Annotated in this window: 14 protein-coding genes; 4 read left to right on the top strand and 10 right to left on the bottom strand. The window is 71.8% G+C overall.

The genetic code is table 11. The annotated features are described in order from the left end of the window. Positions 1–385: 385 nt before the first annotated feature. Positions 386–865, bottom strand: a complete 480-nt coding sequence (locus O3W51_RS27450; protein WP_331284097.1) for a VWA domain-containing protein — start codon at positions 863–865, stop codon at positions 386–388. A 489-nt stretch (positions 866–1,354) separates the two neighbouring features. Between O3W51_RS27450 and O3W51_RS27445 the strand changes: the two genes are divergently transcribed. Then, positions 1,355–2,368, top strand: a complete 1,014-nt coding sequence (locus O3W51_RS27445) for an alpha/beta fold hydrolase (protein ID WP_138354365.1) — start codon at positions 1,355–1,357, stop codon at positions 2,366–2,368. Positions 2,369–2,493: 125 nt separating this feature from the next. On the opposite strand, the gene O3W51_RS27440 is transcribed toward O3W51_RS27445, so the two are convergent. From O3W51_RS27440 to O3W51_RS27415, 6 genes are all read right to left on the bottom strand, one after another. Next, positions 2,494–3,159, bottom strand: a complete 666-nt coding sequence (locus O3W51_RS27440; protein WP_138354364.1) for an NAD(P)-dependent oxidoreductase — start codon at positions 3,157–3,159, stop codon at positions 2,494–2,496. Positions 3,160–3,338: 179 nt separating this feature from the next. Next, a complete protein-coding gene (locus O3W51_RS27435) occupies positions 3,339–3,542 on the bottom strand; it encodes a cold-shock protein (RefSeq protein WP_138354363.1) in 204 nt (67 codons plus the stop codon). Positions 3,543–3,733: 191 nt separating this feature from the next. Next, positions 3,734–4,570, bottom strand: a complete 837-nt coding sequence (locus O3W51_RS27430) for an NAD(P)H-binding protein (protein WP_138354362.1) — start codon at positions 4,568–4,570, stop codon at positions 3,734–3,736. 85 nt (positions 4,571–4,655) lie between these two features. Beyond that, positions 4,656–5,252 (bottom strand): TetR/AcrR family transcriptional regulator, encoded by a 597-nt coding sequence (locus O3W51_RS27425; protein WP_138354361.1) that lies wholly within the window; start codon positions 5,250–5,252, stop codon positions 4,656–4,658. Further along, the gene (locus O3W51_RS27420; RefSeq protein WP_198357547.1) at positions 5,245–6,066 is read right to left on the bottom strand and encodes a fatty acid desaturase family protein; all 822 of its coding nucleotides are present in this window, start codon (positions 6,064–6,066) and stop codon (positions 5,245–5,247) included. The genes O3W51_RS27425 and O3W51_RS27420 overlap by 8 nt, the downstream gene beginning before the upstream one ends. Continuing rightward, complete coding sequence (locus O3W51_RS27415; protein WP_138354360.1) at positions 6,063–7,583, bottom strand: phytoene desaturase family protein; 1,521 nt, start codon at positions 7,581–7,583, stop codon at positions 6,063–6,065. The genes O3W51_RS27420 and O3W51_RS27415 overlap by 4 nt, the downstream gene beginning before the upstream one ends. 309 nt (positions 7,584–7,892) lie before the next feature. Between O3W51_RS27415 and O3W51_RS27410 the strand changes: the two genes are divergently transcribed. Next, the gene (locus tag O3W51_RS27410; protein WP_269287631.1) at positions 7,893–8,750 is read left to right on the top strand and encodes a ricin-type beta-trefoil lectin domain protein; all 858 of its coding nucleotides are present in this window, start codon (positions 7,893–7,895) and stop codon (positions 8,748–8,750) included. Positions 8,751–8,775: 25 nt separating this feature from the next. Here O3W51_RS27410 and O3W51_RS27405 read toward each other — a convergent pair whose 3' ends face one another. Together O3W51_RS27405 and O3W51_RS27400 are read right to left on the bottom strand one after the other, a co-directional pair. After that, entirely contained in the window at positions 8,776–11,520 is a 2,745-nt protein-coding gene (locus O3W51_RS27405; protein ID WP_269287629.1) for a right-handed parallel beta-helix repeat-containing protein, read from the bottom strand. Next, positions 11,517–17,855 carry a putative T7SS-secreted protein gene (locus tag O3W51_RS27400; protein WP_269287628.1) on the bottom strand — a complete coding sequence of 2,113 codons (6,339 nt, stop codon included), beginning with the start codon at positions 17,853–17,855 and terminating at the stop codon, positions 11,517–11,519. Before O3W51_RS27400 ends, O3W51_RS27405 begins: the two co-directional genes overlap by 4 nt. 232 nt (positions 17,856–18,087) lie before the next feature. Between O3W51_RS27400 and O3W51_RS27395 the strand changes: the two genes are divergently transcribed. Next, positions 18,088–19,077, top strand: coding sequence for a hypothetical protein (locus O3W51_RS27395; protein ID WP_269287627.1), 990 nt, complete (start codon positions 18,088–18,090; stop codon positions 19,075–19,077). Positions 19,078–19,146: 69 nt separating this feature from the next. Then, positions 19,147–19,452, top strand: coding sequence for a hypothetical protein (locus tag O3W51_RS27390; RefSeq protein ID WP_138354356.1), 306 nt, complete (start codon positions 19,147–19,149; stop codon positions 19,450–19,452). Between the two features lie 77 nt (positions 19,453–19,529). Here the strand turns inward: O3W51_RS27390 and O3W51_RS27385 are convergent. Beyond that, on the bottom strand, positions 19,530–19,769 hold a 240-nt coding region (locus O3W51_RS27385), incomplete at its 5' end, for a hypothetical protein (RefSeq protein ID WP_269287625.1).

The raw sequence follows: 19,769 nt of genomic DNA, 5'->3' as shown, positions 1-19,769 counted from the left end.
CGCACCAATCAGAAACAGCCCGGTTTGGGTGCCTCCTGTATCCCGGGGTAGTGGTGATCTCACCAAGAACCTGACGGCGTTCCTGGCCACTTGGGGCTTCGCATCCCCTAACCCTTCCGGCCGCGAACTGCACCATAGGCCGGTTTTCCATGTCGAGACCTCAACGGAGATTCACTTTCGTTCACCCATCCTGGCCTTCCCCTTACCCTGTTTTCCCTCATGGCCCGAGGGACTCTTGGGGTCTTCTTATCGGGAGGCTTCACACAGGTCCGTTACCGGTCCTGCATGCTCCCTAGGGGACCCACCATTTCCTTCTTTCTCTTGATCACTTGGCGGGAGCCACCCCCGGTCCTCTTCGGCGGTGGCTGCTGATCTAGTGCGACTTTCAGGCCGCAACGTCGGTCTGGAAGATGACGAAGGCCGGATCGGTGGCGCCCGAGTCGGCGTAATGGTCGATGACCGCCTGCATGGCCAGGTGGTAGTTGGTGCGGCCCATGCGGCCGAAGCCCGCGTGCAGGGCGCCGATCCGGCCCTCGTAGTCGGTCAGGCCGAGGTCCGCGACACCGTCGACCTCCGTCGAGAAGAAGACCACCGGCACGACACCGTCGTCGTCGAGGTTCGCGGCCAGGCCGAGCGCCTGCTCGGCGAGATGCTGGACGGTGCCGTTCTTGTAGTAACGGCGCATGCTCCCCGAGCGGTCCAGGACCAGATAGACCGCGGCGCGCTGACCGGCCATCCCGGCCTTCTCCAGCGAGACCCGGGCCGACTTGTACAGATCGACGAGCCGGGGCGCACTGGCCCGCACCTTCACGAGATCGATCGCCGGGCTGGGGGCGGCGGGACGCTTGACGTAGTCGATGGCCATGAGATTCCCCCGTGCGAGCTGCGAAAGCGACCTTGGGAGAACGGTACGTCCAACCCGCCGGGCCCCGGACCCTGTTGGGAGCGTGCGCGGCCCGGCGCCTCAACGGGTCGGAGGTTCAACGCGAGCTCCTGTACGGAGTGCCGCGGCAGATGGCTCCTTCGTGTGACGAACGTCAGCAGAGCTCCTCGGAACGTTCACCCAGAGTGACGTCTCCTATCACCTGAACAGGTGAATCAACCCCGCAAAGGGTGTTCCGACCAATCCGGGCAAACAGACTGCAACGAACACCTATTGGTGATCGAAGCGGCGATCGGCCCCTTGTGCGTGGACGCAGCGCACGGCGGGCGCTGGGCGTTCGCTCTTCGTCGCCGGGCTGTCCGCCGACTCCTCCCGGGTCACGTCATACAGGCGGAACGGTCCGGACGCCGTTCCCGCCCGCCGCGGCCGGGGACGGCGTCACACCGCCCTCCCTGAATTCTGGAGCCCTTCATGTCCACCGACACCGCACCTCCCCAGGACCGTGGGGCGGACCGGCTCGGCGCCACCGCCACCCTCCCCGGACAGGCCCAGGCGGCCCACGGAGTCCTGGGAGACCAGGGGACGACCCCACCCGTCCGGGTGGAGGAGCGGGATCTGACCTTCGACGGCTTCCGCTTCACCTGCCGCATCGTGCGCCAGGGCACCCCCCGCACCGAGCCGGTCCTGGTTCTCGGCGGATCGTCCCAGGACCGCAACTCCTGGGTGCGCCACGAGAAGTGGCTGGCCCCGCTGGGCCAGGTGATCACCGTCGACCTCCCCGGCTACGGCACCGCCGATTTCCTGCCCGCCAAGTACGGGGTCGACTTCCTGGCGGCGGCCGTCCGCCACCTCGTCGAGGAGCTCGGCCTGCCCCGCATCAACCTCGTCGCCGCCTGCTACGGCGGGGCCATCGGTCTGCGTTTCGCCCAGCACTACCCCGCACTCGTCAAGCGCCTCCTGCTGGTCGGCATGACCACCCGTATCCCCGCCGGCTACGCCGAGGCGATGGAGCGCTGGTCCGTCATGATCGAACGCGGTGAGACGGAGCCGATCGCGCGCGAACTCGCGGACCGCTTCATGTCCCCTCCTGGCACCGGCCATGTCCGCAAGCACGCCGCCGTCTCCCGGCTGGTCTACCAGCAGATCGTCGGCCAGAGCCCCGAGGAGCTGCGCAAGTCCGCCGAGCACAACACCCGGTTGATGCGCCACGAGTGGTACCGCCCCGAACCGTCGCCCGCCATCCCCAGCCTGGTGGTCACCGGTGAGTACGACACGCTGACCACGCCCGAGATGGGCCGCGAGGTGGCCGCCCAGCTGCCCGCGGCGTGGTTCACCACCATCAAGGAGACCGATCACCTGGCGCCCGTCGAGCGCATCGCGGACTTCGCCGACCTCGTCACCCGGTTCTGCACCGACCTGTCGCTCTCCGATCTGCCGTACGGGAACACCACCGAGCGGCTCGGGACGACCCTCGCCCCACGCTGAACCACGGGTCGTCCCGCACGACGAGGAGCCCGGCCCCCCGTGCGGGCCGGGCTCTCCGCGGGGTTCTTCGCCGGTCGCCGGTCGCCGATGGCCGGTCACGTCACCGGCCCTGTCGGCTCTCGGACTCAGCCGGCGATGCCGATCGCCCGGCCGACCGTCTCGGGGCGCTCGAGGACGTCGAGCATGCAATGGGCGACGTCGGCGCGCGATACCGACCAACCGCCTCGTACGTTCTGTTCGTACGCGGTGCGGTAGGTCCCGGTCAGGGCCTTGTCGGTCAGCTTCGGGGGCCGGACCACGGTCCAGTCCAGGGTGCTCCCGCGCAGGATGTCCTCCATCCGCGCGAGGTCGGCGTAGTGGTCCCGCAGTGCGGCCTTCACCAGCGGGCCGAACACATGACGCATGAGGAATCCGTCGCCGGGATCGTGCTTCGGCGGGTTCGGAACGCCGGGCGAGGCCACTGTGCCGATCGGGGCCGCGCTGACGACGACGATGCGCCGGACATCCGTCGCCCGCATCGCCTGCACCATGGCCCGCGTCCCCTGCCAGGCCACGCCCGCCTCGGACTTCGAGCGGGCACCGAGACCGGACAGAACGGCGTCCGCGCCGGAGATCGCGGACTGGAGTGTCTCCGGATCGGCGGAGGCCAGGTCGGCGGTGACGATGCGTATCGGTCCGGATACCTTGGCCGGGTTCCGCACGACCGCGGTGACGTCATGGCCCGCCCCGACGGCCTGGTCGAGGATCTGCCGGCCGATCCCGCCGGTCGCGGCGAAGATGGTGAGTTTCACTGGGTGCTCCCTGTGTCGTGGTCACCATCTGAGAGCGGCCCGGCCACTCGCGATGTGACATCCACGCCAGGGATGTGGCCCACGTCTCGTCCGCGGCCCGGGACGGCCTGCGGGAGAGAGCGGGGTTCCGGGAAGAGACCGGGCCGGCGGGGCGCCGGTCTCTTCCCGCACCCGGGGTGTCAGCCGCGGACGATGTTCTCCGCCTGCGGTCCCTTCTGGCCCTGCGTGACATCGAAGGTCACATGCTCGCCCTCCGCGAGCTCGCGATAGCCGGTGCCCGAGATGTTGGAGTAGTGGGCGAAGACGTCGGCGCCGCCGCCGTCCTGGGCGATGAACCCGAAGCCCTTTTCCGAGTTGAACCACTTCACCGTGCCGCTGGCCATCGTTTTTGCATCCTTCGTCCGTGACAGTGCCGCCCGCAACGGGCGCCGCGGACACCCCGGATCAGGATGTCCGCCACCGTTCTACCCCACCTGCGGCCCGCTTATACGACCGCCTCGGTGCGTGATCACGCCGCAGCCGGCGACCCTCGTCCGACGCGGCGGACCGGTACGGTGACCGAGCGTTTCGTACCTCACCGGAAGGCGTCGGCGTGAGCGCGGGCCCAGTCCTCGAAGGTCCGGGGCGGACGCCCGGTGAGGTCCTCGACCGTGGGGAGAACCGGGGTGTCGTCGAACTCGCCGTCGACGAAGAAGCGGAAGAACGCGTCGACATAGCGCTCCGGAACCCCGTTGCCGAGCATCTCGGCCCGTGCCTCGTCATCGGGCTGCCCCTCGAAGCGCAGCGGCCGGCCCAGCACCTTGGCGAGGATCTCGGCGCGCTCGACGGGGCGCTGCGCGGCGGGGCCGCTGAGGGGGTGACTGTGGCCGTGGTGCTCGTCACGGCCCAGCACGGCCGCGGCGACCGCGGCGATGTCGTGGGGGTCGATCGCGGCGATCGGCACCCCGGCGAACGGCGCGCGCACGATGTCGCCCGCACGGAGCTGGCCCTGCCACTCGAAGGTGTTGGACATGAATCCGCTCGGCCGCAACAGCGTCCAGCCCAGGCCGGATTCGCGCACCGCCACTTCGGAGCCCTGGTGCATCGCGACGACGGCGTTCTCCGGGTTGCCGCCCACGACGGAACGTGAGGACAGCAGCACGACATGCCGCACGCCGGCGGCTCGCGCGCCGGCCAGCACACCGGGCATGTCCGCGAACCCGCCCAGCAGGAACATCGCGTCGACCCCGTTCAGAGCCTCCGTCAGACTCTCCGGCCGGTTGAGGTCTCCCGCGGCCACCTCCGCGCCCGGCGGCGCCTCGAACGCCGACGGGTCGCGCACCAGGGCGCGCACCGCACGCCCCTGCGCGGCGAGTTGGGAGACGAGCTCCCCACCGACGTGGCCGGAGGCCCCGGTGACCAGGATCTTCATGAGGAGCGGCCTTTCCTTGACGGCGATCAGGCAGCCAGTCTCACAGCGGGTGCGGCAGACGGTGAATGGGGGTGCGGGCGAGGCGCTACGAGGATCGCCGGCGCAGCCGCGGGATCCGGTCGAAGACGGTGGCGATCCGAGCGGCCTGGTCGAAGAGCGCCGCCGGACGCGACCGGTCGCCGTCGAGGTGGGTGAGGGTCTCCATGCCGAGGTAGAACGCCACGGCCGCGCTGGCCACCACGGGCACCCGCACCACGGAGGCGAGGGGCTTGCCGCGCAGCAGCGTCGTCAGCAGCTCCTCCGCCAGTTCCTCCCAGCGCCGGGTCTCCAGCGACAGTTGGGCGGCGAGCCGCGACCCCGGTCGCGCTCCGGCGTAGATCTCCTGGACTGCGGCGATGTGCCCGACCGCGGTGTCCTCGTCGTAGAGCATCCGGAGCACCTCGACCGCGCGCCCGGCGCGGTCCACGTCCGACAACTCGGCCCGGTACCGCTTGGCGCGCGCCTCGCAGGTGTGCGCGAGCGTCGCGACCAACAGGTCGTCCAGATCGGTGAAGTGGTAGTAGATGACGCCGGGCGCGAAGCCGCCCGCCTGCGCTATCGCCCGCGCGGTGGTGCCGCCGAAGCCGTGCGCCACGAGGCAGGACAGGGCGGCGTCGAGTACCCGGCCACGGGTGTCAGACAACACGCACCGCCCGGACGCCGTTGGCGGCGAGGTACGTCTCGAGCCGGCGCGCCAGTTCCGGCAGATGGTGGCTCGGCACCTGCGGGTACAGATGGTGTTCGAGGTGGTAGGTCAGCTCCAGGAACATCGCGGGGATGATCCGGCCCCGCAGCGTACGGGTCTGGGTCAGCGGCGTGTCACCGTAGTCGTGGTGCGGCAGATACACCGTCAGCAGTGGGTACACCCAGCTTCCGACGATCATCATCACCGCGTAGGCCAGCACTCCGGGCGTGTACGGCCAGAGCACCACGCCGCCGCCGAGCACCGTGACGGGCACGGCCGCCTCCGCGAGGAGCCAACCGCGGTCCCGGCCGCGCCGGTAGGACCAGAACCACAGGCGGACGAGGAACACCGGTCCGTGCAGCAGCGCACCGAGGAGCGACAGGTCGGCGGGGTGTCCCTCCGGGTCGTCGGGGTGCGGGAAGAGCCGGTGGTGCTGGGTGTGCGTGGCGCGGTACGCGTGCCCACTCTCCAGCAGCACCAGCCCGGTCGCGAACAGCGCCCAGTCGGTGGCCCGCGCCGACAGGCCGATCGTCCGGTGCACGACGTCGTGCGTGACGGTGACGACCGAGACGAAGACGCCGAAGACGATCACCGGTGTGAGCCACCACCAGCGCAGCCACGCCACGACCGCGAAGAGCGACACCCCCGCGAACGGACGGCACAGCGCGATCAGCCGCCGCCGGCGCGAGGTGACCAGCAGGTCCGCACCGAGCTCGGCCAGGCTGGGCTGGTGGACGGCGTCGGGCCGGTCCACCGGGTCGGACTGCTTCACCGGGTCGATCCCTTCTCACGCAGCATGCCCTCGGCGACGATGCGGCTGCCCAGCACGCAGGCGACGGTGCCCAGTCCTGGCCAGGTCGAGTCCCCGACGAGCCAGAGGCCGGGTCCGCCGAGATCGTGCGGGACGGCGTGCTGATTGGTGTTGCGCAGGTGCTGGCGCGGACCGCCGACCGCGCCGGCGGGACGGAACCCGAAGCGCTCGTAGCTGCGGGGCGTGCCGGTCTGGGCGATCACGGCCCGCTCCCCCAACCGCGGGTAGGCCCGCCGCGCACAGGTGACGAGGCGCTCGCCGATCTCCTTCTTGCGCTGCTCGTACGCGGTCGCGTCGAGCCCGGCCCAGTCGGCCAGATCGGTGTGCGTGGAGATCATCACCGCCCGGTGCCCCGGCGGGGCGCTGAGCGGGTCCCCCGGCTCGGAGACGGAGACGAACATGTTGTTCCCGTCGCCCAGCGGCCGGTCGTACGACTGCAGCAGTTGATGGTGGGTCAGCTCCTGGCCGGACACCTCGGAGTCGGGCACCCCGAGGAACACCACGCACGCGCCGCCCGACGCGTCCGCGTCGCGCTCCAGGAACGGCCGCAGCCTGCGGGCGACCGGCAGTGTGGCGCAGATCCTGGCGGTGGTGACGGCGGGTATCGCGCAGACCACGCGCCGGGCCAGGAGAACGCCCTGCCGGGTCGTCACCCGATAGCTCCCCGCCGCGCCGTCGACGCGCGACACCTCGCACCCCGTGCGGAGCCGGCCGCCGAGTCCCCGGTAGTGCGCCACCAGGACCCGCCAGAAACCGTGCATACCGCCGGTGTGCCGGCTGAGTCCCGCGCCCCGGATCGTCACACCGAGCGCCGCGTTGATCAGCGGCGCGTCGTCGACACCGGTGTGCACGGTGTCCTCGACGAGCATGCCGAGCAGCCCGACCAGCGCCGCGTCGTCCCGCAGGCCGTGGGCGCGCAGCGCGTCCCCGAGGGTCCGGTTCACATGGCGGGCGAGCGGAATCCCGGCGATGCCGATCGCCCGCAGGTCCCGCAGCGCGTCGGCGGGACCGCGGACCGGCAGCCGCACACCCGACCGGCTGGCCCGCCAGAAGGTCCCCGCCAACCGGTCGAGCAGGTCCCAGAAGCGCCGGTGCCGGTCGGTGTCACCGAGCATCCGCAGCCGCTCGGCATGCCAGGCGGCCGGATCGCGGTGCAGTACGACCTCGCGGTCGGGCAGGAAGGCCCGGTAGCCCGGCAGTTCGTGTGCGTCCAGCGGTGCGATACCGACGCTCTCCAGCAGCTCGGAGCCGACCCCGCCGGGCGCGAAGTCGACCAGCGTCGTCGCCCCCACGTCGAACGAGAAGCCCCGCTTGCGGTAGTAGCCGGCACACCCGCCGGCATGACCGTGCGCCTCCAGCACCACCGTGGACACTCCGGCGGCCTGCAGCCGCAGCGCCGTAGCCATTCCCGCCATACCGCCGCCGATCACCGCGACGTCGGCCGGCCCGAGTTCGTTCTGAACGTTCGTTCTGAACATGCGTTCAGAATGATGGGCAGCACGGTGCGGGTCAATACCCGGGCCCGGAGAACTCCGTCCGGATCAGGGCGATATGGAGACGTGGGCGCCAGGGCGGGGACGGGTGCGCGGCACACGGCCGGTGAATGTCCGCGGGTCCGCCCGGCGGGGTCCCGCGAAAGGCGCGGGCGGGAGATAGGTACACTGGCCACGTATCCGGTGAGCGAGGTCAGAGCGAGTGGTCAGTGCCTCAACCCGCCCTCTGGGAACGGTTGATGGCATTGCGCCGGCGCCTCCTGCGCACACCTCCTGATCCCGACAGGAGACCACGTGGCGTCCCTTCCCTCGAAGCAGTCCTCCGAGCGTCCCGACAGCTCCGAGCCCCGCTTCTCCGACACCTTCGCGCGCCGCCCCACGGTGCCCCGGCGCGGGCTGCTGCCCGGCCGGCGGGTCTGGGCGACCACCGTCGCCGTGGCTGCGGTGGTCGGTATCGCCGCCCTGACGGTGCCGCTGATCAGCCATATCGACCTCACGATGGAGACGGCGGCAGCCGACCGTCCGGTGGTCGCCGCGCCGTCCAGGGGGACCCCGACCACCCCCGCCGCGACCCCGCGGCAGACGTCCTCCGGGACGCAGCCCCCGTCACAGGCAACGGCCCAGCCGCCCGCCGCCCCGAACGGGCCCCGTTCGGTCGCGGCCCCGCCGATCGCCGCTGGGGGGCAGCCGCAGAGCAGGCCGCGGCCGGCTCCGCCGGCTTCGGTGCCGTCCAAGGCGCCCGCGCCGAAGCCCAAGCCCTCCATCGCTCCCGGCTCGGCCGTGGTCGGCACGGGTTCGGGTCGCTGCATCACCGTCCCCGGTGGCACGGGGACCGACGGCCTCGCTCTGCAGATCGGCACCTGCAACGGGGCCAACAGCCAGCGCTGGGACTTCCAGTCCGACGGCACGGTACGGTCGATGGGCTACTGCATGGACGTGGCTTGGGGATCCCATGACGACGGGGCCCTCATCCAGCTGGCCCGGTGCAGCGGCAACCCGGCCCAGCGCTTCATCATGAGCGGCGCAGGCGACCTGGTGAACCCGCAGGCCAACAAGTGCGTCGACGTGGCGAACAACGCCACCGCGAGCGGCTCCAAGGTCCAGTTGTGGACCTGCAAGGGCACGCCCAACCAGAAGTGGCGGCTGCGCTGACCCGACAGGGACAGCCGCCCGGGCGCTACGTCGCGGGCTGGGTGTCGAGTTCCGGCAGGTCGAGCTCGGACAGCGTCACCAGATCGTCCTCGGTCGGCTCGTCGATCTCCGCGACCCGGTAGGCCTGCCGCTCCGTCATCGCCTGGAACGCCTGGCGGGCGGAGCGGCCGTTGCCGAACCGGCCGTCCCTGGGCACATGGGCGAAGTAGGTGTCGAGCATCGCCCGGGCCGCGTCCGTCAGGTCGTACTGGTGCGAGGCGGCGTGCTGTTCGACGATCCGCACCAGTTCGGCGGTGTCGTAGTCCTCGAACAGCAGCGTCCGGTTGAACCGCGACGCCAGCCCGGGGTTGGAGTCGATGAAGTGCTCCATCTCGGCGGGGTAACCCGCCACGATCACCACCACCGAATCCCGGTGGTCCTCCATCAGCTTGACCAGGGTCGCGATGGCTTCCTGGGCGAAGTCGTTGCCCGCGCTGCCGCCGACCGGCGCCAGTGAGTACGCCTCGTCGATGAACAGCACACCGCCCATGGCCTCCTGGAACACCCGCTGGGTCTTCGGCCCGGTGTGGCCGACGTACTCGCCGACCAGCGCCGAGCGGTCGGCCTCGACGAGGTGGCCGCGCTCCAGCAACCCGACCGCGGCCAGGATCCGGCCGTACAGCCGGGCCACGGTGGTCTTGCCGGTCCCCGGGTTCCCCGCGAAGACCAGGTGCCGGCTCAGCGGGGGCGCCGCGAGTCCCGCCGCACTGCGGCGCTGCACCATCCGCATCAGCTTGACGAGCGACGCCACATCCTGTTTGACGCGGGCCAGTCCGATGAGTTCGTCGAGTTCGCCCAGCAGACTGTCCAGGCTCTCCTCGGGCTCCCCGGCCGGCTCGCTCTCCCCGGAGCCCTTCACCTCAGGTGCTCCCGACGGGCCGGACGCCACCGCGACCGGAAGCGAAGCGGCGGGCCACAGGGGGGATGTCACCCGGACCGAGACACAGTCCTCCACCACGGGATCGGCCCCGGGGTCGGCGCTCAGGTCCTCGTCCGCGTCATGGACCCGGATCCGCCGCAGCACGGGAGTCGCCCCGGCGCCTAGGTGCACGGCGGGAAAACCGGGTCCGGTGATGTCGCAGTCCTCGAACAGTCCCGCTCCCCCGGCCTCGACGATGAGGCCGTTCTTGCCGGGCCGGACGATGCGGACCCCGCTCAGCCGCGGCTCGGCGTCCCCGGCCACCACCACTCCTGAGCCGGCCGCCTCCCGGACCTCCAGATCCGTCACCCGTGGCCGCGCGCCCGCCTCGACGACGAGCCCGGCGGTGCCCGGCCGCAGCAGCCGCCCGCCCGTCAGCTCGATCTCGCCGGGCCCCAGCACGACGGCGGCCCGCTCCCCGTCGGTCACCTCGCAGTCGAGCAGCCGCACCGGACCCCGGGACGCGGACGTGATGCCGTTGCGGCAGCGCAGCACGCTCAGTCCCCGTACCTCCGCGCGTGACTCCCCGGCGATGTCGAGACCGGACATCCCGCACTGGGCGATCGACCCGTCCGTCATCTCCACGGTCGCGTCGCCGACCACGTGCACGCCGTGCTCCGGTGATCCGGACGCCCGCAGCCTGGTGAGGACGACGGTGGCCCGCCCTCCGATGTGGACCGGGCTGAAGCGGCACTCGCCGACCTCGCAGTCCTCCAGCCGTACCGTCGCGTCGTCCGCGGCGAGCAGGCCGTTGGCGGCCGAGTCCCGTACGGTGCTCTGCCCGGCGGTCAGCCGGGCGGCGCCGTGCACCCGGAGCGCGGCGGCGGCTGTGCGGACGATCCGCGTGTCGGCGAGCCACACCCGGGAGTCGTCCCCGGCGCTCACGCCCGAACCGCCGCTGTCGCGCAGCACGCACGCGGTGAGCAGCACATGGCCGGGGCCGGTGACGCTCACCGCGTCGGTGCCGGAGCCGGTCAGTTCGCAGCCGTGCAGGCGTACGCCGTCGTCGGCGCGGACCGTCCGGTCGTCGGCCCCGGCGGGGTCCACGGGGGCTGGCGAACTGCCCAGGACGCGGACCGCCTCGGCGCCGCAGTCCCGGATCCGGCAGTCCGTCAGGAGCGCGGAGCCCTGGTCCTCGACGAGCAGGCCGCTGCGGCCCGCGCGGTCGATCCGGCTGTCGCGCAGGAGGACCCTGGCGCTCTCGCGGATGCGCAGCGCGGAGCCCGACGCTCCTCGTACGGTGGTGCGTTCCAGTTCGAGGTGGGTGGAGCCGCCGGCCACCAGTCCGGTGCCGTCGGCGTCGGCCAGCACGCAGTCGGTCAGATGCACGGTGCCGGTGGTGCGCAGCAGGGCGCCGGTGAGGGTCGCTCCGGTGAGCGTCGTGTCGCACAGCCGGGCCGCCGCGTCGCCCAGGACTTCCAGCCGGCCGCGGGTGATGCCGCCGCCGGACCATGCGGTGCTGCCGCCGGCGAGTCGTACGGCGGGACGGTTCGCCGCGCCACCGCGGATCGTCAGCCCGCGCAGCACCACCCTGGCGCCGGCGGCCACTTCGAGGCCGGGCCGGTCCTCGTCGGGGGCGTTGACGGTCACCGGGCCGTGGCGGACGGGTGCGTCCTCACCATCGGCCGTCCAGGCCAGCAGCGAGACACTCCGTTCGACGCGCAGGGCCTCGGCGTAGTCGCCGGGGGCGATCCGGATCTCGTCGCCGTCCGCCGCGGCGTTCAGGGCCGCGGTGATCGTCGGGTGCGCCGTCGGCTGCCGTTCCGGATCGGCGACGTAGAGGATCGCCGGTCGGGCGGGGGGCGGGGTCACGGGGCGTCTCCGGAGGGCGGTGGCGGCCGGTGGCGGCCGGGGTTGAGGGTGAGATTGTGCATGGCGGCCTGCAGGTCGATGCCCAGTCTGCCCAGTTCGGCCTCGGCCCGGTTCAGGGCCGTGTTCGCCCGGCGCATCAGGTCCATCGCCTGGTTGTAGGCGTGCGAGGCGCCGGACGTGGCGCGGGAAGTGCCCGCGCCGGCGCTGCCGGTCCCCCGTTCCAGCGCCTGCAGTGCCCTTTGTGCCGAGCCGAGTTCACCGGTGGCCTCGGTGTACGCGCGCCATGCGGCAGCCTCGGCATCGACGCGCGTGACCTGGGGAGCGGCCGAGGTGGAGCCGCCGGGCTCCACGCCCCGTGTGGACGACGAAGCGGTGGCCGACGCCCGGCCCTTCCCCTTGACCTGAGTGCCCGGGTCCGTCGACGGCACGCTGTGGTCCGGGCGTCCTGGCGCGTGCGGGGGCCGGCCGCCGGGCGCGTCGGTGCGGGGTCGCTTGGTCGGACCGCGACCGTCGGCGCCCGGCGGCGGGCCGCCGCGCTCCACGGGCGGCAGCGGCGCATCCGAGCCGTCGGACAGCCGAGCGTGCCAGCCGCCGCCCCCGGGGCCGTCGTGCCAGGTGATGTCCAGGAGGTCGCGGGCGCGCTTGCCGCTGGTGGGCCCGTTGATCAGGTGGGCGACTCCGTCGCCGCCCGTCACCCGGATGTCCCGGCCCACCGCGTGCGCGTAGAAACTGAGTACATGCAGGCTGCCCTCGTCCATGGCGAAGTGCGCACCACCGACGGTCGCGCGCAGACCCTGCAGGGTGTCCGTCGGCGGGTGGATCCGTCCCTGGACGAGCCGGACGAAGAAGTCCTCGACACCGATGTTGTGGGCGTTCAGACCGTCGGTGAACAGCTTCAGCCGCTTCTGTGCGGTCGCCGCCGTCACCCCGCCGACGCTGTCGATCCGGTCGAAGGCACGTTGCAGCATCCGGGCCGGGTCCAGATCACCCGCCGTTCCGTCGGCGCGGTCGAGCGCCGCGAAGAGCGAGCCGGGTGAGAGGTCGATGGCTCGGGTCGGCAGGTGCTCCGCGGCGAAGTACCGCAGGTGGCGCAGGAAGTGGGTGGTGTCCGCGCTGAGCGCCAGGCTGTGCGACACCAGCCGCAGTTCGGCGGGGTCGATCCCGGCGAACACCGCCGCGCCCTCGCCGGGCAGCGGGGTGGAGACCGCGGTGCCCACCGGGTGCGTCACCGGAGTGCCCAGCCGTGGGTCGAGACCGTCGGACAGGGCCCCGGCCGTGGGACGCGGCGGGTCGCCGGCGCCGTGGCGCGACGGCCACAGAGGGTCGAACGGCCGGCCGTTGTTGAGGTCCGGCCGCAGTTTGGCGTACTGCTTCGCGATCCAGTCGTCGCGGTGCGGGGCCAGGGCGAGTCCGCTGCGGCCCGCCTGCGCGTTGCCGCCCGACGCGTCGGTGTTGAACAGCCGGTCCAGCGGCTTCTTGATGTGCGCGTGGTCCTGCGGAAGGGTGCCGTCCTTCCACAGGTCCTTCAGCAGCCGGGACACGTCGGTGGGGATCGCGGCGCCCTGGAAGTCGGTGAGGAACGCGGTTCCGCGTTCCGGCAGGACGTGGTTGGCCGCGTTCAGCTCGCGCAGGGTCAGCCGCGCGTCGAGCGCCTCGCCGGTGCGCCACAGGATCTGCCGTGCCTCGCGGGCGGCGGCCGCCGGGACGCCCGGCAGGTGGGCACCGCGGCCCAGCGCGTCGGCGAGCCCGTCGAGGACCGTCGGTGCCCGGTCGGCCTTGAGCGCCCCGACCAGCGGGTCGCCGTTGCGTACGGCGTTCGCCAGGTCGTGCAGCACGGCCTGGGCCTGGTGGAGTTCCAGTTGGTTCAGCGGCGGGCGGTCGGTCCGGAAGGCGTCGTCGATCCGGCTCAGGAGGTCCGGCAGCTGGATGTGGCTGACCCCGCCGAAGGCCGGCAGCGGCAGGTTCCGGTCCAGTTCCCACGCGTTGAGCAGGTTGAGCCGCTCGCTGAGGGTCTGGAACTCCGCGCCCCCGTTGCCGAACCGGACCGGCGGCGCGTCGGGGCGGTGCAGCATGACGGCGGCCGCGTCGACGAAGAGGTTGGGCTCCGGGGAGTAGGGCAGTTGCGGGTGCATGCCCGCCAGCCGGTCGCGGATCCGCATGTCGAGGCGGATCCGCGCGTCGAGCGTGGGCAGGAAGTCCTCGGTGACATCGCCCTTGACCTTGGGCACCCTGGGCTTCTTCACCGCCCCGTCGGTGGCCGCCTTCGCCGGCTTCGGAGCCTTCGCCGCATCGGCGGCGAGCCGTTCGTTGGTGACCTTGACCAGGTCCTCCGAGACGCCGGCCACCGCGGTGTCGGGCATCCGGTAGCCGCCCGACATCATCAGCGGCCGCAGCGGCGGGAACCCGGGCGAACCGTGAGCGCCCAGCGCCTCGTCGAAGTGCCGGAAGACGTGCTCACCGCTGGGCACCGTGTGCGGGTGGGCGTCGAAGTCCATGATCGAGAAGTAGGGGTGCTTACCCTCTTTGATCATCGTCTCCGCCAGATGGGTGCTGGCGGCGCTGGTCATGGTCGCGTTGCGGGCCGTGCCGTACGCGAATTTGGCGCTGGGTGCCATCGGGGTGGCGACCAGGGCGAGGGGGTGCGGGAACGAAGCCCCGCCGAGCGCGTTGTCGATGGCCCCGCGGATCGCGGCGAGTTCGCTGCGCGGGCCGTTGACGCCGATGACGACGGCGACCCGGCCGTCGAAGCCGGTCAGGTTGTGGGTGACGGAGTCCAGGAACGACTGCAGGCCGCGCAGCTCCCGGTAGTTGACGATCGCGTTCACCACGTACGCGATGGGCCGGGACTCCTCGACGCTTCCGTGCACCAGGGCCGCATAGCGGTCGGCGGTCAGCGGTTCGGCGGTGTGCCCGCCCAGATGCGCGAAGGCGTCGTTGACCACGGTGTGCTGATCGGCCGTGGCACCCGCCGGCGGGTGCCAGGTATGGGCGCCGCCGGTCGGGGCGGGCGTGTCGATCTGCATCGCGTCGTCGCCGTGCCGCGCGGGCGGGGACATGGTGACGTCGTGGCCGGCCGGGTGCGGCACGGTGTGCGGGGTGGAGCCGCCCGGGACTGTCCGGCCGGTGGTGTGCGGGCCGGTGGAGGGCACGTCGACGTCCATCGCGTCGTCGGCGGCGGTGTGCGAGGCGGTCGGTGACGGTGTGCTCAGGTCGGCTGCGCCGGGGCGCGGCGGACGGGGGCGGGTCGAGGGGGCGCCGCCGAGCAGGCCGCCGCGGTCGGTGAAGATCTTGCCGGTGACGGAGCGGATCTCCATGCGGGTGGCACGGGCGTCGATGCCGAGCGCGATCAGGGCGTCCTCGGCCTTGTCGACGGCCGCTCCGGTCCGCTCGACGTCGGCCAGCGCCGTCCGGTAGGCGGCGGTGGGGCCGGTGGAGGCGCCCTGGCCGGGCGGCGGGGTCACGTGGTCGAGCTGTTGCTCGGCCTTGCCCAGCTTGGTCGTGGACTGCTCGTACCTGGCCCAGGCGTTGAGCTTCGCGACGGCCTCGGAGCCGCTGGAGCCGCCGATGACGATCTGCCGCGCGGCGTGGATCCGCTGGTTCATCACCAACTCCGCTGCACGGCCACCGAACCGCCCGCCGGGCGGCAGCGGGGTGACCACGGCGGGCTGATCGACCGCTATGCCCTTGCCCTTGTCCACCCGCGGGGGAAGATGCGGCACCGGGACCTCGGCCACCGCCACGTGCAGGGTGCCGGGTAGGGGCACCTCGTCGGCCTTGACCGGGGTGCCGGGTCGGGCGACCAGGTCGAGCGCGCCCTTCGCGGAGCCGGAGTGGCCGGCGCCAGCGGCGTCCAGTCCCGGCTTGGCGGAGACGCCGGCCGGGGCACCGGAGTGGGCGCTGAGCCCGGTGGGAACCGGCGCACGGAGCTCGTCGTCACCACGCAGCAGGCTCATCGCCAGGTCGTGCGTGGACAGGGTGGGTTTCGGGAGCGGTCCAGGGGTGTTGAACGCGCGCGGCGCGGGGGCAGGGTGCACCGCCGCCCCATGCGTGACGGACGGCAACGGGCGGTCCGCCAGAGCGGTGGGCGTGGTCCGGACGCCCGGCTGCACCGGCACCGTGAGCGCGTGCTCGCCCTGGACGCCGTGCACCCCGGCCGAGGGCACGCCCGTCACGGAGCCGGTCGCCACATGGGCGACGGGCGCGGGCGGGACCGGGGCGGTGTTGGCCACCGCGTGCGCGTCGATCGTCTTGGGCGCGGAGTCCCCGATGCGCAGGGTGATGCCGTCGGCCCGGATACCGGTCACGGCGACGTCCCCCGAGGCCAGGGCGCGCAGTTCGGGGAAGGTCAGGTCGTTCAGCGCTTCGGCGTGGCCGACGGCGCCGCGGGCCATGGTGACGCCTTCTCCCATGCCGACGGTGTGCGGCACGCTCGTCGTTCCCGGGTGCACCCCGGAGACCACCTGGTCCATGTGCACCATCGGGGACGAGCCGTGCGCGTCGCGCAGCAGGTCGATGGCGGTGTGGCCGGGCAGCAGCAGATTGCTGTCGAGCCGTACGTGGCCGGCTGCGAGGTCCGCGTTGTGGACGAGCTGCGACCCGGCGGAGATGCCGGCGCCGTGGGTGAGCGGCACGCTCAGACCGCCCGGCAGCGTCGTCATGCCGTGCGGCAGCGGCGGGGTGACCAGGGACGCCCCGCCGACGCTCAGTCCGCCCGGGTGCGGCGCCCCGAGACCGGTGATGTGCAGGCCGGGCGCACCGCCGGCGTGGCCGACCACGGAGGGGGATCCGATGCCGTGCAGACCGCCGATGCTGAGCGCGCCCGAGCCGGGGTTCACCGCGGTGGGGACGCTGAGGGAGGCTCCCGGCGCGTGCAGGCCGTCGAGCCCGGCGCCGCGGATGGTGCCGAGCGAACCGATGCCGAGGTGGGCGAGGTTGACGGTGGGCATCGAGCCCAGGGCGAGGTGGACGAGGTTGGTGGTGCCGGCCGCGCCGAACCCCGCGCCCGGCCGGAAGAGCGAGCCCAGCGAGGAGTTGGGGCTGAACGTCCCCGGCGAGAAGTGCAGTCCGCCCGGCGACACCATCGGGGACGGCACCATCGTGCCGTGTCCGCCGCCCGCCAGCGGCGAGCCGAAGTGCAGCGCGGCGTCCGTGCGGCCCGCGTTGACGAGCAGTTCGTGCAGCTCAGGGTGGGGAATGCCCAGGACACGTTCGCCGAACGCGAGCCGGGCCGCGCCGCCGAAGCCGAGGACGCCGATCTCGGTGGCGTTGAGCGGCACGAGGGCGGCGATCCCGAACCGTCCCATCCGCTGGATGTTGACCAGCCCGTAGGTTCCGACCTTCGCCCAGTCGCCGACGACGTTCCCGGTGAACTTCACCCAGTCGCTGTGGATGGCGGTGACCATCGTGTTCCAGCCGCCCTTGGCACCGTTGCTGATCCCGCGCAGCAGGCCGGACAGGTCGATCTTGAGGGCGGGGCCGAGGTGGGAGCCGATCACCATGGGCGCGATGACGAACTTCGGCAGGCCGGTGAGCGTGGAGAAGTGGCCGATCTGCGACCAGATGTTCTTCCCGGCCATCGCCAGGCCGTTGACGCCACCCTTGAGGCTGTTGCCCAGCCCCTTCAGCAAGGCGCCGACGTTGATGCCCTTGGTCGTCGGGAAGAGCACACCGAGGAAGGCGAGTCCGAGCTCCAGACCGCTGGCCTTTCCCTGGCTGAACGAGACGATCGTCTTGATCAGCAGGACGGCGTTCATGCCCCAGGCGATGACGGCGAGGATGCCGCCGGTGAAGATCGCGAGCACCGACAGGATGATCGTCAGCCACTGGAAGACTTCCCAGAACAGGTCGCAGTCGCTGACCGGTTGGACCATCAGCTCGCCGGCCGTGTGCAGCTGCTTGCGCAGTTCCTTCGCCGCGGTGGACACGTCGCCCTTGGCGTCACTGGCGCGCTGCTTGAGGCCGGGCAGCTGCGCGTCGTCCTGCGGCAGCCCCTGCGCCGCGGACAACGCCTGGTCCGCCTCGGCCTGGGCGTTGGTGACGACGGTGCTGTAGGTGCGCAGCGCGGTCTCCGCCGTGTGGAAGGACTCCTCCACCCGCCCGACGAACTTGAACAGGTGGTCGTCGACCTTGTCGCGCAGCGCGTCGGCGGTCTTGCCGATGAAGCGCTGGCCGTCGCCGGCGGTGACCTGCAGTTCCTTCAGCCCGGTGTTGATGGTCCCGGCCGAGGTGGCGAGATCGCGCATCGCGTCGGCGACGACGGTGAGGGTGGCGGGGTCTCCCGGGGTGGGATCGCCGTCCAGGCCGAGCGCACTCCAGTCCCCTGGACGCGTTCCCACGTTCAAGCACCCCCTGGCGGCGATCGGCCGTAGGCAAGAGCCGGGCTCCACGGCACCGGACATCATGTCTACGCAGAGCGCGCCTGATCGGTTCACTCTGTGAACGACGTCACAGGCTGACGTCACAGGCCGCGGAGCCGGGTGTAATCCGGATCACTGAACCGTTCGGATCCCGGGTGCGTTTGATCTTACGTACGCGTCCCGTCCCCGACTCCGTCCCCCGGGAGTGGCTGTGCCCGACATCGCGGTCGACTACGAACTGCTCAACCAGGTCGCCCAGAAGGCCCGCACCCTCAAGGGGCAGGTCCAGGCGGCGCGCGAGGGCAAGCAGGACTACACGGTCAACGAGACCGGTGCGGCGTCGGTCTCCACGGCCATCCGCGCCTACTACTCCGTGTGGAAGAGCTCCTTCAAGCGCTCGGAGGAGAAGCTGGAGAAGCTCGGCAACCTCTACGACGGGGTGGCGCGGGGCTGGGCGGACTGGGACTTCCGGCTGGCCGGTGAGGCGAGCAAGCAGGAGGCGTCGCTCGCCGCGGATCTGTACACGACCCAGAAGAAGATCTGGGACGACTGGCAGGCGGCGGTCGCGGCCGGAAACGCCGACCCCAACGACCCGCACGCGCCCAAGCCGCCCGCGGACCGGCCCGGCACCTGGACCACCGACGACGGTCACGGCAACACCACCACGACCACGTACGAGTACGGCCCGGACGGCAAGCCGACGAAGATCACCACGACGCAGCACACGAACACCGGCCTGACCAGTACGGACACCACGAACTACCACGCCGACGGCACGTACGACTCGTCCGCCACCGATGTCTACGGCAATGTCACGACCACGACCGGCAACAGCCAGACCACCGAGTCGGGGAACACCAAGAACACCAACGACCACTTCACCAGCACCACCAAGGACCCCGACGGCAAGGAGAGCACGACCACGGGCACGACCACGTCGGTCTACGACACGACCACCGGTTACCGTGACTCGGACACCACCTACACCACCGTCGGCCCCGACAAGGACGGCAACCAGCAGACCGTGAAGGGCACCACGCACTCCTCGGTGGACCTCAACGGCCACGAGGTCGTCACGACCGTCGAGGTCAACGAGGACGGCAGCGGCACCAAGACCGTGGTGACCGACGGCCGGACCGAGGAGTGGAAGAGCGACAGCGCGGACCACGACAGCGGCTGGACGACGTCCGACGACGACTAGGGCCGGAACCGGCCCGACCCGTGAGCCGGGAACGGCACCACGGTCACCCCACAACCAAGGGAGCGCACCATGCCCGCAGGCAACATCAACCTTGACTACACCGAGATCCTGCGCGTCTCAGGCGTGATGAACCAGGCGGTCAACGACATCAACCCGCACCTGCTGTCGACGAAGACCTCCGTCGAAGGGCTGCTGGACAACGGCCTGTTCATGCAGCAGAGCAGTCCCGCGATGAAGGCCGCCTACGAGAAGCTGACGGCCTCGCTGCAGCAGGCCGTGGAGAGCATCAACAGCTTCGCGATGCAGTTCACCAAGATCAAGGAGTCCGTCGAGAAGATGGACGCCGACATCGCGGCCAGCACCAACCAGGCCTGACGGCAACGCGCGCGCCCGCGGCCACCTTTCCGGGGGGCCGGGGGCGCGCGCGTTTTCCGCGACAGGCCGACGACGGATCAGGCGTCGTCCGCCCGCAGCACCGTCTCCGGGACGAGCACCGACACCAGCAGACCCGACACCGGGTCGACGGTCAGCCCGCGGCCGGGCGTCGGCCGGCCGCGCAGCAGGTCGTACGGGACGCGGATGCCCAGCAGATCGCCCTCGGCCGGGGACTGCGGGGACAGCAGGACGCCCTTGCGGACCCGTCGTACCTGGCCCAGCCAGCCGATGCCCGCCGAGGTGAGGGTCGCCGCCAC

The sequence above is a fragment of the Streptomyces sp. H39-C1 genome (assembly GCF_027158125.1).
Taxonomy (GTDB): domain Bacteria; phylum Actinomycetota; class Actinomycetes; order Streptomycetales; family Streptomycetaceae; genus Actinacidiphila; species Actinacidiphila fildesensis.
This window is presented reverse-complemented; position numbering and strand designations above follow the sequence as displayed.

What these genes read in the sequence shown, in the direction of transcription:
- O3W51_RS27390 (WP_138354356.1), top strand. Translation starts at nt 19,147, where the DNA reads ATGCCCGCAGGCAACATCAACCTTGACTACACCGAGATCCTGCGCGTC.
- O3W51_RS27415 (WP_138354360.1), bottom strand. Translation starts at nt 7,583, where the DNA reads ATGTTCAGAACGAACGTTCAGAACGAACTCGGGCCGGCCGACGTCGCG.
- O3W51_RS27445 (WP_138354365.1), top strand. Translation starts at nt 1,355, where the DNA reads ATGTCCACCGACACCGCACCTCCCCAGGACCGTGGGGCGGACCGGCTC.
- O3W51_RS27435 (WP_138354363.1), bottom strand. Translation starts at nt 3,542, where the DNA reads ATGGCCAGCGGCACGGTGAAGTGGTTCAACTCGGAAAAGGGCTTCGGG.
- O3W51_RS27450 (WP_331284097.1), bottom strand. Translation starts at nt 865, where the DNA reads ATGGCCATCGACTACGTCAAGCGTCCCGCCGCCCCCAGCCCGGCGATC.
- O3W51_RS27430 (WP_138354362.1), bottom strand. Translation starts at nt 4,570, where the DNA reads ATGAAGATCCTGGTCACCGGGGCCTCCGGCCACGTCGGTGGGGAGCTC.